Raw genomic sequence first — 15,345 nt, 5'->3', positions numbered from 1 at the left:
AAGGAGCGGGGATGAGCAAGCTATCAAACAGCACGCGCAGACTGATCGGCGGGTTCCTCGCCATCGCGGTGTTCATGACGGGCGACGGCTTCGAGCTGACGTTCCTCTCGAAGTACATGGTCGACCACGGATTCGCGGCCACGCAGGCGTCTCTGCTGATCACCCTGTACGGCCTGTTCGCCGCGGCCGCCGCATGGACCAGCGGCGTGCTCGCCGAGATGTTCGGCGCCAAACGGCTCATGCTGATCGGCGCCACATGGTGGATCGTCATACAGATCGTCTTCCTCGGCGTGGCGCTTCCCTCGGGAAGCTACCCGTTCATCCTGGCGGTCTACGCGGTGCGAGGCGTCGGATACCCGCTGTTCATCTACTCGTTCGTCGTGCTCATGGCCGAGACGGTCGATCCGGCGAAGCTCTCCAGCGCCATGGGATGGTTCTGGACCTCCTTCTCCATGGGCATCGGCGTGTTCGGCGCCTACCTGCCCAGCTACATCATCCCCGTGCTCGGCGAGTACAAGACCTTCTGGTGCGCCATGCCGTTCGCCATCGTCGGCACGATCATGTGCATCCTGCTGGTGCCGAACACCAAGGGCAGGGCCTCCGAAGGGCTCGACCGCGCCGAGCAGATCCGGGAACTCACCAAGGGCGCGACCATCCTGGTGAAGAACCGCCAGGTCGCCTTCGCCGCCATCGTGCGCGTCATCAACAACCTCGTGCTCTACGGCTTCCCGGTCATCATGCCGCTGTACCTCTCCACGAAGAACAACGGCGGTGGCGGCTGGTTCCCCACCGAGACGTGGATGCGCTTCTGGGGCTTCGTGTTCGTCGTCACCCTGTTCGCCAACGTGTTCTGGGGCTGGTTCGGCGACCGCTTCGGCTGGATGATGCCCGTGCGCTGGTTCGGCTGCCTGCTGCTCACCGTCTCCACCCTGTTCGTCTACTACGTGCCGCAGTTCTTCGGCGCCAACGCACCGCTCATGTGGATCGGCTTCTTCCTCGTCGGCGTCGGCACCTGCGCATTCGTGCCGCTGACGGCGGTGGTGACCACGCTCGCCCCCGGCGAGCAGGGTGCGGCGCTCTCCGCCTACAACCTCGCCGCCGGACTCACCACGTTCGCCGGCCCGCTGATCGCCACAATCGTCATGCCGATCGCCGGCTTCGGCGGAGTGTGCTGGGCCTACGCGATCCTGTACGCCTTCGCGTTCGTCCTGACGTTCTTCATCCGCCCCAAGCAGCCCGGCTTCGACATCAAGGGACGTCGCCTGAGCGAGGAGGAGCGCATCGCCGAGGTCGAATCCATCACCGGCGACATCGCCGAGGTGCGCGAGGCCGAGGCAAGCCTGACCAAACAAGCCTGACCGATGCGAGTCGGTCATGACGGGGGAGACCCCGAACGGCAAATGTAACCAATCAACCCAATCAACCAACCCAACCAACAACCACAAATACAAAGGAGTAACCATGGGTATCATCGAGAAGATGCGGCTGGACGGCAAGAACATCTACGTCACCGGCGGTGCGCGAGGCATCGGCAAGTCCGTGGCCACGGCCTTCATGGAGGCGGGCGCCAACGTGGCGATCGTCGATGTGGACATCGACGAGGCCACGAAGACCGCGGCCGAGCTCGACGCCGCGCACGAGGGCAGGTCGTTCGCCATCAAGTGCGACGTGACCGAGCCCGAACAGGTCGACGCCATGGTCGCCAAGGTGGTCGACGAGTTCGGAGGCCTCGACGTCGCCTTCAACAACGCCGGCATCTGCATGAACATCCCCGCCGAGGAGATGACCCCCGCGCAGTGGGCCAAGGTCATCAACATCAACCTCACCGGCATCTTCCTCACCGCCCAGGCCGCCGGCAAGGTCATGCTCAGGCAGGGCCACGGCTCCATCATCAACACCGCGTCGATGAGCGCGCACATCGTCAACGTGCCGCAGCCGCAGTGCTCCTACAACGCCTCCAAGGCCGGCGTCATCCAGCTGACCAAGTCGCTGGCCATCGAATGGGCCAAGCGCGGCGTTCGCGTCAACTGCATCTCCCCGGGCTACATCGGCACCGACCTGACCCTGAGCTCCGAATCCCTCAAGCCGCTCATCGCCCAGTGGAACGCCATGGCCCCGATGGGACGCCTCGGCAAGCCCGAGGAGCTGCAGTCCATCTGCGTCTACCTCGCCGGCGACACCTCCACGTTCACCACCGGCTCCGACTTCGTGGTCGACGGCGCCTTCACCGCCTTCTGATCCGTGGCCTGACGCTCTGCCGCAGCGCCCGTCATATCGAATGGATCCTGTCTCTCAGCGTGTTCGATATGACGGGGCGGGCGGCCTGCGCAGTCCCATCCCGTCATCCTGAACGAAGGACATGGGCCAAGGCCGGGGATCATTCCCACACCACATCCGATTCCCGGCACCGGCCGTCATGACCCCGTTCAGGATGATTTCTTTTTGCAACGGCGCAGGCGCGCCCCTACAAGGTACGCGATGCGTCGCCAACGGCATAAAGACATCGCGACAATTTCGATTTCCAACCCTACGAGACAATCGAGGACACAATGAAGTATCTTCTCGGCACCGACATCGGCACCTCCGGCACCAAGACCGTCCTTATGAACACCGAAGGCGAGCTCATCGCCCAGGACCTGCAGGAATACGACGTGCTCACCCCCAAGCCCCTGTGGGCCGAACAGTGGCCCGACGTGTGGTACCGCGGCGCCGTCGACTCCATCAGGAACACCGTGGCCAAGTCCGGCGTCGCCGCCTCCGACATCAAGGGCATCGCCATCTCCGGCCTTTACGGAGGCTCCGGCATCCCGCTCGACGAGAACATGGAGCCCGTCCGCCCCTGCATGATCTGGATGGACCGTCGCGCCAACGAGGAGACGCAGTGGGTGCTCGACAACATCGGCGAGGAGAAGCTGCTGCGCATCACCCAGAACGGCGCCGACCCGTACTACGGCTACACGAAGATCCTGTGGATGAAGAACCACGAGCCGGAGAACTGGGCGAAGACCAGGCTGTTCCTGCCTCCGAACGACTACGTGATCTACAAAATGACCGGCGAAGTGGCCATCGACTACTCCTCGGCCGGCAACATCGGCGGCATCTTCGACATGAACACGCGCACCTGGTCGAAGGAGCTGCTCGACGACATGGGCATTCCGGCCTCGATGATGCCGCAGCGCATCGTCGAATCGACCGACATCGTCGGCGGCCTCAAGGAGGACATCGCCGCCGAACTCGGGCTCGAACCCGGCATGCCGGTCATCGCCTCCGGCATCGACTGCGGCGCCGCCAACATCGGCCTCGGCGTGTTCGAGCCCGGCGTGTACGCGGCGGCCATCGGCACCTCGATGTGCGCGGCGCTGATCTCCGACAAGCCGGTCAAGGGCAAGGGCCTGATCGTGTGGCCGTACCTGTACGACGCCAGGAGGCTCTCCTACAACTTCGCCGGCGGCGCCACGGCAGGCGCCATCGTCAAATGGTTCCGCGACACCCTGTGCCAGTGGGAGAAGGAGGAGCAGGACCGCACCGGCGTGAGCGTGTACGACCAGCTCAACGAGGCCGCCGAAAAGGTGCCGGCCGGCAGCGAGGGGCTCGTCGTGCTGCCGTACTTCATGGGCGAGCGCAGCCCCATCTGGGATTCCGACGCCAAGGGCACCATCGTGGGCCTGTCGCTGGCGCACACCAAGGCGCATCTCTACCGCGCGTTCCTCGAGGCCGTGGCCTACTCGCTGCGTGACGCCATGGAGGCCACATCCGACGATCTGGGCGACTACATCCTGCTGGCCGGCGGCGTGACCAAGTCGAAGCTGTGGCGCCAGATCTTCGCCGACGTGACCGGCTACCCGGTCGTCTGCCCGAAGGAGGACGTCGAGGCGAACATGGGCGACGTGATGCTCGCCGGCATCGGCACCGGTCTGCTCACCTACGAGCAGACCAAGCGGTGGCAGGTGCTCGACAAGCCCGTCAAACCCTCGGTCGAAGGCCACAGGCGTTACAGCAGGTACTTCGCCGTGTACAAGTCCGTCTACGAGCACCTCAAGGGCGACATGAAGGAGCTCTCCGAACTCCAGTAGCGGGCCTTGTCGGTTCCCGATATGACAATGGGCGGTTCCGCGGAATTCCGGCGGAACCGCCCATTGTCAATTTGGTCAGACCGGTCGTTTACGACCCTTTTCCGACCCCTTTGCAATCGGTTTTACCAAGTATCGGCAGGAAAACTACTCCTTGGTCTCGGTCTTGGTCTCGGCGGCGGCCATGGCCTCGTCGATCGCCTTGCGGGCCTTCTTCTGCGCCTGCTTGCCAAGCACGGAGTTGCGGCGGCTGAAGCCGAAGTACACGGCAAGGCCGATGGCCAGCCAGATGGCGAAACGCACCCACGTCTCCCAGTTCAGGCCGGCGATGAACACCAGGCAGAAGATGATGGAGAGGATCGGCGTGAACGGCACGCCCGGCGCCTTGAAGCCGCGGTGGGCGTTCGGCTGGGTCTTGCGCATCCACAGCACGCCGGCGGAGACGATCATGAACGCGGAAAGCGTGCCGATGTTCACCAGCTCGAACAGGATGTTGATGTTGATGAAGCCGCCTGCGATGGCGGTGAGGATGCCGAAGAACCACGTGCCCTTGAACGGCGTGAGGTACTTCTTGTGCACCTCGCCGAACAGCTTCGGGAACAGGCCGTCGCGCGCCATCGCGTAGCAGATGCGGGACTGGCCGTACAGCTGCACGAGCATCACCGTGGTCATGCCCACGAGCGCGCCGATGTTCACGATCACCGCCAGCCAGTTGAGTCCCGTGGCCAGGATCACGCCGGCGACGGGCGCGTCGATGAACTTCGCGAAGTCCATGTAGGGCACCACGCCGGTCATCACCAGCGTCATGATGATGTAGATGACGGTCGAGATGGCCAGCGAGATGAGGATGCCCCGCGGCAGCGTCTTGTTCGGGTTGACGGTCTCCTCGGCCGACGACGAGACGGCGTCGAAGCCGATGAAGCTGAAGAACACGATGGACGCGGCCGGGATGATGCCGTACGGCTGGGTGGAACCGGGCTGGAACGTGTAGATGCCGTACGGGGAGAACGGCTTCCAGTTGGCCGGGTTGATGTAGCGGATGGTGCAGATGATGAACAGCACGATGATGGCCAGCTTGATGATGACCATGATGTCGTTGACGCGCTTGGTCTGGTTGATGCCGACGGACAGCACCCACGTGATGAGCAGCACCACGACGAATCCCGGAAGGTTGAAGTACGTGGTCACGCCCGGCGTGGTGCCGTATGCGGCCGTGAGCTCCACGGGCAGATGGAATCCGAACCCTTCAAGCAGCTTGTTGAAATAGCCCGCCCATCCCGCGGAGACGGTCGCCGCCTGCAATGCGTATTCGAGAATGAGGTTCCATCCGATGACGAACGCGATGAGCTCGCCGAACGCCAGATACGCGTACGAGTAGGCGGAACCGGAGACCGGGGCCATCGACGCGAACTCCGCGTAGCACAGTCCGGCGAAACCGCAGCAGATGGCGGCGAGCAGGAACGAGACCGCCAGCGCCGGGCCCGCGGTGAGCGCTCCCTTGCCGGTCAGCACGAAGATGCCGGTGCCGATGATCGCGCCGATGCCGAGCATCGTCAGATCGAACGTCTTCATCGTGCGCTTCAACGGCGTGGCCTCGGCCACTATCTTCGACACGTCTTTTTTGCGTAATAGGCTATTCATGAATTCCTTCTTGGGATGGAAACTCTCCTGCAACCGTCAACATCTTACGGGAGCAATCGTTACGAACGAATTGTTTTGAACGTGCAATGTCCGCATGGTAAGACATCTGTTTGATTTTGTCAGTCCCAACGGTATATGAACGCGACGATAATCGTGAATGAACCATGTGCGAACCACGGGACTGCGAAGCGGCCGGACGTCGGCCCCGGGCGATGTCCCGGGCCGACGGTGAATGCCGACGGCCGTGGATGCTCCGTCATCGGCGTTCCCGGGCCTCCCTAGAATACAGGAAGAGCCACAACGATGGGAGCCAATCATGGGACTGATGGATCTGTTCGCCCGCAAGAAGACCATAGACACCCGAAAGCGCCGGCTGTCGTTCATTCTCGACGACGCCGGCCTGACCTACGAGGACGGCAAGACCGGCCTCGAACCGACGACCATCACCATCGACGAGAAACGCGTTGCCGTCATCGGACTCAACGGCGCCGGCAAATCCACGCTGCTCGAACTCATCGACGGCTCGCGCAAGGCCACCACCGGCACGGTGAGCGTGGTCCGGAGCATCCTCGACGACGACGGCGAACCCGTGACGGGGGAGGACACCGCGTTCGACCCCGCACGCAAGTCCGACGCCAAGGCGTTGAAGGACGTCATCGGCATCGTACGGCGCGAGGAGATTCCCCAGCGCTACTACATGGCCGAGAACATCGCCGAAGCCGTCGCCGAGCCGTTGAAGAAAAGCAGCTTGCCCGAAGGCATGCGGCACGAGACCGTCGGAGCGCTCTTCGCGCACTTCGGACTGACGCCGTACGCGCGCAACAAGGCCGCCAGCCTCGACAGCGAGAAACGCCACCTGCTCGCCATCGTCGGCGCGCTCGCCATCAACCCCGCCGCCATCGTGGCCGACGAGCCCACCAAGGGCCTCGACGAAAACGCCACGCGCACCGTGGCCCGCGCCCTGTTCGGCTACGACAAGCAGGTGGTCTTCGCCACCCACGACCTGAGCCTCGTGACCAACCCCGACTACGCCATCGACCGCGTGATCGTGCTCGACGAGCACCGCGTGGCGTTCGACGGCCCGGCCAAGGAGGCCGTCGACTTCTACAACGACCTCATCGCGAGGAAATATGCGGAAATGACGAAAAAGTGAGCCTCGTCACGATTCCGTCGCATAGCGGCGGCACAATAGGGCACATGACTTTGAGTGCAGCGCCCGAATGGGCTTTCTCTTCAGCAGACGGCGAAACCAACTATCGCAACGCGTGCGAGCAGTACCCGGCGCAGTGCATCGTGGACCTGGCGGTCCTGCGCGACAACATGCGCCATCTGGTCTCCGTATGCGGCGGCCCCGAATCCGGCACCGCCGTCATGGGCGTGGTCAAGGCCGATGCCTACGGCCACGGACTCATCCCGGCCGCGCTGGCCGCGCTCGCCGGCGGGGCCACATGGCTCGGCACCGCGCAGTCGCACGAGGCGCTGCTGCTGCGCAAGGCCGGCATCGGACCGGACCGCTGCCACATTCTCACATGGGTGTACAACGGCGTGAACGTGCCGTTCGGCGAGCTCATCAAGAACGACATCGACATCTCCATCGGTTCCATGGCCGGCATCGACCTGGCTGCGGCCGCCGCCCGCGCCGTGGGCAAGACCGCCCGCGTGCACGTGAAGGTGGACTCCGGCTTCGGTCGCAACGGCTTCACCGAGGAATCCTTCGACGAGGCGCTGAAGAAGTTCGTGGCCTACGCGCATGAAGGCGTGTTCCACATCGTGGGCCAGTGGAGCCACCTCGCCGTGGCCGACTCTCCCGACGTCCCCGAGTTCGTGGCGTCCACCGACCGGCAGATCGAGCACTTCAACGCGTTCACCGCGCGCATGGAGAAGGCCGGCATCGCGCCGGAGATCCGCCATCTGGCCAACACCGCCGCCACACTGAACCGCCCGGAGATCCACTTCGAGCTCACCCGTCCGGGCATCGGCCTGTACGGCTACGAGCCCGACCCGGCCATGGGCACGCCCTCCACATGGCGGCTCAAGCCCGCCATGACGCTGCAGGCGCAGCTCGGCACCGTCAAGCACATCGAGGCCGGCCACGGCATCTCCTACGGCCGCACGTACCTGACGCCCGATGACACCTCCACCGCCATCGTGCCGATCGGCTACGCGGACGGCATCCACCGCTCCGCCTCCGGATTCGACATGGAAGGCGCCAAGCATGTGCAGAAGGACGGCGGACCCGTGCGCGTGATGACCAGCGAGGGCCCGAAGCTCTACCGCGTCTCCGGCCGCGTGTGCATGGACCAGTTCATGGTCGACCTGCACGGCTCCTGCTCCGCCGACGAGCTCGACGTGCACGAGGGCGACACCGTGGTGCTGTTCGGCCCCGGCCGCGGCGAACAGTTCGCCGAGCCCACCGCCGACGACTGGGCCCGCGCCGCCGGCACCATCAGCTACGAGATCTTCACCTGCCTGCGCAACCGCATCCCGAGGCTGTACCTCCACGCCGCCGATGTGCTGCCGCCCGAGGACCTCGCCAAACTCGACCCCGCAACGCTGCTGTAGCCGGACGCCCCGTCACATGGGCGGTACGGCCTGTGTGGCGGGGCTGATTAGACGGTGCTGATCAATCGTTGGAATCGCAACGTTTCCTCAGGTTCGTCACATGGGTCGGGCTCCTGTGTGCCGACGCGGCCCGTGCGGCGTTCGCCGACCGCCACACGACGCCGGCAATCACCCCGGTTGGGTAGACTAAAGCGTTATGCCGGGTTTGATTCTGAAGGAAGACATTGAGAAGGTGCGTGCAGCCGCCGATCTGTACGACATCGTTTCCGCCGACGTCACTCTGAAGGCGTCCGGCTCCGGCACGTTCATGGGCCTGTGCCCGTTCCACGACGAAAAGACTCCAAGCTTCTCCGTGCGTCCCGCACTCGGCTCATGGCACTGCTTCGGCTGTGGTCTGGGCGGTGACATCTTCAAATACGTCGAACAGTCCGAAAACGTCGGATTCGCCGACGCCGTCGAGATCCTCGCCGACAAATACCACATCGAGCTGCATTACGACTCCAAGCAGCCTCAGCAGCGTCAGGGTTCCAAGCGCTCCCGCCTGCTGGAGATCAACGACGAGGCGCAGCGCTTCTTCGTCTCGCAGATCATGAGCCGCGAGGCGTTGGCCGCGCGCAAGCTCCTCGCCGGCCGAAACTTCTCCCAGGCCGACTGCGAGCGCTTCGGCTGCGGATACGCGCCGCAGGGCTGGGACAATCTCGTCCGTCACCTGGCGTCGAAGGGCTATACGCAGCAGGAGATGATGGACGCCGGCCTGGCGCGTCAGGGCCAGCGCGGCGTCTACGACTATTTCCGCGGCCGCGTGACGTGGCCGATTCGCGACGCGACCGGCCGCACGCTCGGCTTCGGCGCCCGCAAGTTGTATGACGACGACACGATTCAGGCGAAGTACATCAACACGCCCGACACCACGCTGTATCACAAGAACCAGGTGCTGTACGGCCTCGACATCGCCAAAGCGAACATCGTGAAGAAGCGTCAGGTCGTCATCGTCGAAGGCTATACCGATGTGATGGCCTGTCATCTCGCCGGCGTCGACACGGCCGTGGCGACCTGCGGCACGGCGTTCGGCAACGAGCATGCGAAGATCGTGCGTCGTCTGATCTCCGACGACAAGCTCGGCGGCCTGCAGCTCATCGGTCCGGGAAAGAACCGGACGTCGCGCGTCGTGTTCACGTTCGACGGCGACGCCGCCGGCCAGAAGGCCGCGCTGCACGCGTTCGGCCTGGACGGCGCGTTCCTTTCGCAGACGTTCGTGGCCGTGGCCGACGACAATCTCGACCCGTGCGACCTGCGCATCCAGCGGGGCGACACCGCCGTGCGCACGCTGATCGACAACGCGTATCCGCTGTATGATTTCGTCATCAACACGGCGATCGACCAGTTCGACACGCAGTATGCGACCGGGCAGATGGGCGCGGTGAAGGCCGTGGCGCCGGTCATCGCGCAGATCCGCGATCGTTCGCTGGTCGACCTGTATGCGCGCAAGGCCGCGCGCCGCATCGGCATCGAGCTCGATGTGATGGCGCGTGAGGTGCAGAACGCTCGGCGTCAGCTGCGGGTCCGCGACGAAGACGCCTATGCGCCGCGCGGCCAGCGCCAATACGGCGGTTTCAACAACGCCGATAGGGGAGCGCGCGGGGAACGTGGGGAGAACCCGTATGCGAATCCGGCCCGTCGACGTGCGCTTGAACGGCAGGATGCGCTGACCCAGGGGTACTATCGCATCGATGATGCGGTGTTCATCTGCGAGCAGCAGTTCATGGGCATTCTCATTCAGGTGCCGCGTTCGGTCAACCCGTCGATGTTCGCTCAGCTGACGGAGGAGAGCTTCACGACGCCGGTGTTCCGCTCGATGTATCAGGCGCTGGAGGCGGCCGGCGGACTGCCGTCGAACGATACGCCGCAGGGATTGTGGATGCACAATCTGTCCAAGGCCGCTGGGCCGCTGCTCGAGGGCGTGGTGAACGAGCTGGCCGTGATGCCGCTGCCGCTGCCGAGCGCGGAGAAGGACTCGCAGCAGGTGACGGACGAGATGGCACAGTCGTCGTCGGCTGTCTCGGCGCCGCTGCGTCCGGCCACCGATGCGGAGAAGCAGTATGCCTCCGAACTGCTGGTGCGGCTGCTCGACATGGGCTACATGCGGCTCATCGCGCGTAACAAGCGGCGGATGAACCAGCTGCCCGAAGGCGAGGAGAAGTTCCGCCTGCTCGGGGAGATAACCAGGCTCGAGGCCAGTCGCAAGAACCTTCAGGCCGAGATCTTCGGCAACACCGTGGGATGACGGGCGGCGCCCGCCGTGGTCAGATCGACGGCGCCTTCACGATGGAGACGGGCAGAACGAGCTGCCGGCTCGCCGTGTATGGGTCGTTGCCGCCACTGCCGGATTCCTTGGCGCGGATCTGCTCCAGCAGGTTCTTCGCGGATTCCTGGCCGAGGATCCGCGGGTCCTGTTCCAGCAGGTATACGCCGTCCCTCACATGCTGCGACCATCGCCAGTCGTCGAAGCTGACGAGGCCGATGTCGTCGGGAAAGGTGATGCCGAGGTTGCGCAATGCCGTGAGGATGTCGAACAACGTGGGCCCCATGAGCGAGACCAGCGCCGTCCTGCCGTTGAGATGACGCAGCGTGGTGTCTATCTCCCGCTGCAGCCATGCGGCGTCCTGGCCTTCCGCGCCGATGGTGACCATGAGCACGTGCCGTTCCTCGGCCGCCTGCTTCAATCCTTCGACGCGAGGGGTCTGCGCGGAAAGGTCGCTGCGCAGCCGACGGACCACCACGAGGTTGTCGTACCCCATGTCGGCGAGCCTGCCGACGAGGTCGTGGCAGGCCTCCCGGTTGTTCGAGACGATGCTGGTGACGGAATCCGGCTGGTTCGGTGGCCTGCGGTCGACCATGACGAGCGGCACGCGGGCGCTGGTCACGTCCTCATAGGAGCGGAAGTCGGTGGAGTTGGGCTGGATGATCAGTCCGTCGGCCTCCTGGGCGAGCAGTCGTTCGATCTCGTCGTGCTCCTCGCGTACGGAGTTGTTCGAGTTCATCAGCATGACGTCGTACCCGGCGGGCTGCAGTTCGGTGTAGATGCCGCTGAACAGCAGCGATGAGAAGACGTTGGAGATATCGGAGACGATGACGCCGACCACATGGGTGGACTGCTGTCGCATCCTGCGCGCCGAGGCGCTGGGACGGTAGTCGAGACGGGTGATGGTGTCTTGGACGCGGTTCCTGGTCGCCTGGCTCATCTTGCCGTAGTTGCCGTTGATGAACCGGGAGACCGTGGTCACGGATACCTGGGCCTCGCGTGCGATGTCCGCGATGGTTACCTTGGCCATGTCGACGTCCTTTCCTGCATTGCCCCGTTGACTTGCGCCCCACCAGTGTAAATCCGATTTCACGGACGGCGCGCGCCGTTCCCGCGATTGTGCGCGGATTGTCGCGCAACACGCCGATGGTGGCGTGTTTTCACGGTTGGGTATATCTTAGGGATATCGATACACCCAAGTAAACACAACGAAGTTATATTTCGATGGGATATCGATAACCTAAGGGAAGACATCATAGGAAACAGTGAAACCGGCATGGATGCGGCCATGAGATGCCGATCCACACCGGTCTCTCCGGCGAACCGGCCGGAATCGAATCGTTAAGGAGTGACGCATGGAAGAGTTCTCCATCGACAGCTTTGCGCTTACCGACAAGGTCGTGCTGATCACGGGCGGGGCCAGCGGCCTCGGACGCTTCTACACGCAGGCCGTGAGCAAGGTCGGCGCCGACGTGTTCATCGTCTCGTATGACCGCACCGGCTGGGAGGACGTACGCGCCGAGGTGGAGGCCAACGGCCGTAGGGTCGCGTTCCTGCAGCAGGACATCACCGAGCCCGGCGCCGCGAAGAAGATCGTCGACGCCGCGATCGCGGAATACGGCCGCATCGACGTGCTCATCAACAACGCGGGCATGCAGCGCCGCCACGATATCGTGGACTTCCCCGACGACGACTGGCGTGCGGTCATCGAACTCAACCTCAACGCGTTGTACTACCTCTCTCACGAGGTCGCCAAGGTCATGATCGACCGGAAGGGCGGCAAGATCGTGAACATCGGCTCCATGCAGTCCTACCGCGCCGGCAAGTTCATCTTCCCCTACACGGCGAGCAAGCACGGCGTGATGGGTCTGACCCGCGCCTACGCCGACGCCCTTGCTCCGTACAACATCCAGGTCAACGGTCTGGCCCCCGGCTACATCAACACCCCGATGACCAAGGCGCTGCAGGAGGACCCCGTGCGCAGCGTGGAGATCCGCGAGCACATCCCCGCCGGACACTGGGGCGAGCCGCGCGAGCTCATGGGGGCGATGGTGTTCCTGTGCTCGTCGGCGTCGAACTACATCACCGGAGCCATGATCCCCGTCGACGGCGGCTACCTGCTGCGCTGACGTCCGGCCGACCAATCATTTCAGATTTCCCCGTAATCAAAGGAGATTATGATGGCAAAATCCGATGTTCCGGAAACCGCGCCCATGAGCGAGGCGGAATACGCCGACCAGCTCAAGCGCGCCACCCTGGCCTCGAGCCTCGGCAGCGCCCTCGAATACTTCGACTTCGCGCTGTACGGCCTGTGCACCGCGCTGATCTTCAACACGTTGTTCTTCCCGCAGGACAATCCCGCCATGGCGACCGTGGCCTCCTTCGCCACCTTCGGCGTGGGCTTCATCGCAAGACCGTTCGGCGGACTCATCTTCGGCCGTCTCGGCGACATCATCGGCCGCAAGTGGGTGCTGGTCGTCACCATCATCCTCATGGGCGGCGCCTCCACCGCCATCGGCTTCCTGCCCACCTACGATTCGGTCGGCATGCTGGCCCCGATTCTGCTGGTCATCGCGCGACTGGTGCAGGGCTTCGGCGCCGGCGCCGAACAGACCGGCTCCTCGGTGCTGATGGCCGAGTATGCGCCGGTCAAGCAGCGTGGATTCTTCGCCGCACTGCCGTACATCGGCATCCAGGCCGGCAGCCTTATGGCGTCCGTCGCCTTCTTCCTGCTGACCCTCATGCCCGAGAAGCAGCTGCTGGCGTGGGGCTGGCGCATCCCGTTCCTCGCCTCGTTCCTGCTGATCCTGCTGGCCCTGTTCATTCGAATGCATCTTCGTGAATCGCCGACCTTCGTGGAGCTCAAGGCCAACGACCAGGTGGCCGAGCATCCGCTCAAGGAGCTATTCTCCACCGGCATGCCCGGCCTTGTCGCCGCGTTCGGCATGCGCATGGCCGAAAACGGCGGAAGCTACATGCTGCAGACGCTGTCGATGTCCTACGTCGTGGCCGTTGCCGGCAGCAACGCCGACAGGGGCGTGCTGTCCTGGGGCGTCGCGTTGGGTGCGCTGGTGGGCCTGTTCACGGTGCCGTTCTCCGGCGCCCTGTCCGACAGGTTCGGCCGTCGCGTGATCTACCGCGCCGGTTCGGTGTTCTTGCTGCTGTTCGCCTTCCCCGCATGGTGGCTGCTCTCCCTCGGCAACCACTACATCGCCGTCGCGGTGGTGACGCTGGGTGTCGGCTTCGGCGTCAACTTCATGCTCGGCCCGCAGTGCGCCATGTTCCCCGAACTGTTCGGCGCCCGCCACCGCTATCTCGGCGTGGCCATGGCCCGCGAGCTCTCCGCAGTGGTCGCCGGCGGCCTGGCCGGTGTGCTCGGCTCCTACATCATCGCGGTGAGCAACGCGAACTGGATGCTGATGGGCGTGTACATGACCGTGCTCGCGGCCGTCACCACACTGTCGACCTTCATGGTGCCCGAGACCGCCGGTCGGGACCTCACCCGTCTCGAGGACGCCGTCAGGCTTCCGGAAAACGAGCGCGGCGATGTCACGACCCGCGTTCCGGGGGTCGCCGACACGCTCGGCTACCAGTCCGTGGCGGCGTCGAACTGACCTCTCCGGCCGGTTCCTCTGCGCATCCACCCTATATATCCGTCGAATCCCGACATACACCCAAAGGAAACACGATATGACAACCGCAACCGCAACGAACGAAACCGGACACAAGCTGCGCGTGGTCGTGGCCGTCCCGCTGAAGGAGGAGCTCTGCAAACTGGTCGAGACCCTCGAACCCCGCGTCGAGATGGTGCGCGACCAGTCCCTGCTCAAGCCCATGCGTTGCGCCGCCGACTGGTCGGGCGATCCCGAATACCATCGCACCGAGGAGCAGCAGAAGGCATTCGACGAACTGGTGGACTCCGCCGAAGTGCTGTTCGGCATCCCCGACGTCGAACCCGCCGCGCTCGCCCGCACGGTCCGTGCCAACCCGGACCTGAAATGGGTGATGACGACGGCCGCCGGCGGCGGCAGCCAGGTCAAGGACGCGGGTCTCGCCCGCGAGGAGTTCGACCGCATCATCTTCACCACCAGTGCCGGAGTCCACGGTGGACCTCTCGCCGAGTTCGCGGTGTTCGGTCTGCTGGCGGGCGCCAAGAACCTGCCGAAACTGCTCGCCGACAAGCAGGCCAAGAACTGGCCGGGGCGCTGGGAGATGCGACAGGTCGATGAAATGACCGTGCTGGTGATGGGACTGGGCGGCATCGGCTCCGAGTGCGTGCGGCGTCTCAACGCGCTGGGTGCACGGGTGATCGGCGTCGCCGAGGGCAGCCCTCGGATTGACGGCGTCGACAAGGTGGTGACCGCCGCCGAACTGCCGCAGGTCGTGGGCGAGGCCGACGCCATCATCAACACGCTGCCGGGCACCGACCAGACGTTCCATATGCTGGGCAAGGACGTGTTCGCCAACATGAAGCCGGGCACCATCATCTCCAGCGTGGGCCGCGGCACGGTGATCGACGAATCCGAACTGCTCAAGGCCCTCGATGACGGGCGCGTGGCCTTCGCGGCCATGGACGTGTTCGAGCATGAGCCGCTCCCCGCCGACTCTCCGTTCTGGACCCATCCGCAGGTCGTGGTCAGCCCGCACACCGCTGCGTTGAGCAGCAAGGAGGAGGAGCGTATCGCCCGTCGCTTCGCGCAGGATGCCACCGCCTTCCTGGACGGCAAGCCCCTGCGCGCCGTCGTGAACACGGTGGAATTCTACTAGGCG

General features: G+C 64.4%; 11 protein-coding genes. 9 read left to right on the top strand and 2 right to left on the bottom strand.

Going from position 1 to position 15,345, the window contains the following annotated elements; genetic code table 11:
- Nucleotides 1-11: 11 nt before the first annotated feature.
- The 3 genes from CS006_RS00945 (at nt 12) to CS006_RS00935 (ending at nt 4,073) form a co-directional block, all read left to right on the top strand.
- A complete protein-coding gene (locus CS006_RS00945; protein WP_100509925.1) occupies nt 12-1,358 on the top strand; it encodes an MFS transporter in 1,347 nt (448 codons plus the stop codon).
- Between the two features lie 103 nt (nt 1,359-1,461).
- Entirely contained in the window at nt 1,462-2,238 is a 777-nt protein-coding gene (locus tag CS006_RS00940) for an SDR family oxidoreductase (RefSeq protein WP_100509924.1), read from the top strand.
- A gap of 311 nt (nt 2,239-2,549) precedes the next feature.
- Nucleotides 2,550-4,073: an FGGY-family carbohydrate kinase gene (locus CS006_RS00935; protein WP_100509923.1), complete on the top strand. Its 1,524-nt coding sequence runs from the start codon at nt 2,550-2,552 to the stop codon at nt 4,071-4,073.
- A 144-nt stretch (nt 4,074-4,217) separates the two neighbouring features.
- Here CS006_RS00935 and CS006_RS00930 read toward each other — a convergent pair whose 3' ends face one another.
- A complete protein-coding gene (locus CS006_RS00930) occupies nt 4,218-5,711 on the bottom strand; it encodes an APC family permease (RefSeq protein ID WP_100510430.1) in 1,494 nt (497 codons plus the stop codon).
- Nucleotides 5,712-6,027: 316 nt separating this feature from the next.
- Here CS006_RS00930 and CS006_RS00925 point away from each other — a divergent pair, with 316 nt between their 5' ends.
- The 3 genes from CS006_RS00925 (at nt 6,028) to dnaG (ending at nt 10,557) form a co-directional block, all read left to right on the top strand.
- A complete protein-coding gene (locus tag CS006_RS00925) occupies nt 6,028-6,864 on the top strand; it encodes an ATP-binding cassette domain-containing protein (protein WP_100509922.1) in 837 nt (278 codons plus the stop codon).
- A 44-nt stretch (nt 6,865-6,908) separates the two neighbouring features.
- Complete coding sequence (alr, locus tag CS006_RS00920; RefSeq protein ID WP_100509921.1) at nt 6,909-8,273, top strand: alanine racemase; 1,365 nt, start codon at nt 6,909-6,911, stop codon at nt 8,271-8,273.
- A 196-nt stretch (nt 8,274-8,469) separates the two neighbouring features.
- Nucleotides 8,470-10,557 (top strand): DNA primase, encoded by a 2,088-nt coding sequence (dnaG, locus tag CS006_RS00915; protein ID WP_100509920.1) that lies wholly within the window; start codon nt 8,470-8,472, stop codon nt 10,555-10,557.
- A gap of 19 nt (nt 10,558-10,576) precedes the next feature.
- On the opposite strand, the gene CS006_RS00910 is transcribed toward dnaG, so the two are convergent.
- The gene (locus CS006_RS00910) at nt 10,577-11,605 is read right to left on the bottom strand and encodes a LacI family DNA-binding transcriptional regulator (protein ID WP_100509919.1); all 1,029 of its coding nucleotides are present in this window, start codon (nt 11,603-11,605) and stop codon (nt 10,577-10,579) included.
- A 325-nt stretch (nt 11,606-11,930) separates the two neighbouring features.
- On the opposite strand from CS006_RS00910, the gene CS006_RS00905 reads away from it, so the two are divergent.
- From CS006_RS00905 to CS006_RS00895, 3 genes are all read left to right on the top strand, one after another.
- Nucleotides 11,931-12,704: an SDR family NAD(P)-dependent oxidoreductase gene (locus CS006_RS00905; RefSeq protein ID WP_100509918.1), complete on the top strand. Its 774-nt coding sequence runs from the start codon at nt 11,931-11,933 to the stop codon at nt 12,702-12,704.
- A gap of 48 nt (nt 12,705-12,752) precedes the next feature.
- Nucleotides 12,753-14,189 (top strand): MFS transporter, encoded by a 1,437-nt coding sequence (locus tag CS006_RS00900; protein ID WP_207759976.1) that lies wholly within the window; start codon nt 12,753-12,755, stop codon nt 14,187-14,189.
- Between the two features lie 76 nt (nt 14,190-14,265).
- Complete coding sequence (locus CS006_RS00895) at nt 14,266-15,342, top strand: D-2-hydroxyacid dehydrogenase (RefSeq protein WP_100509916.1); 1,077 nt, start codon at nt 14,266-14,268, stop codon at nt 15,340-15,342.
- The last annotated feature ends 3 nt before the right edge of the window (nt 15,343-15,345 follow it).

The sequence above is a fragment of the Bifidobacterium primatium genome (assembly GCF_002802875.1).
In the GTDB taxonomy this organism is placed as follows: domain Bacteria; phylum Actinomycetota; class Actinomycetes; order Actinomycetales; family Bifidobacteriaceae; genus Galliscardovia; species Galliscardovia primatium.
This window is presented reverse-complemented; position numbering and strand designations above follow the sequence as displayed.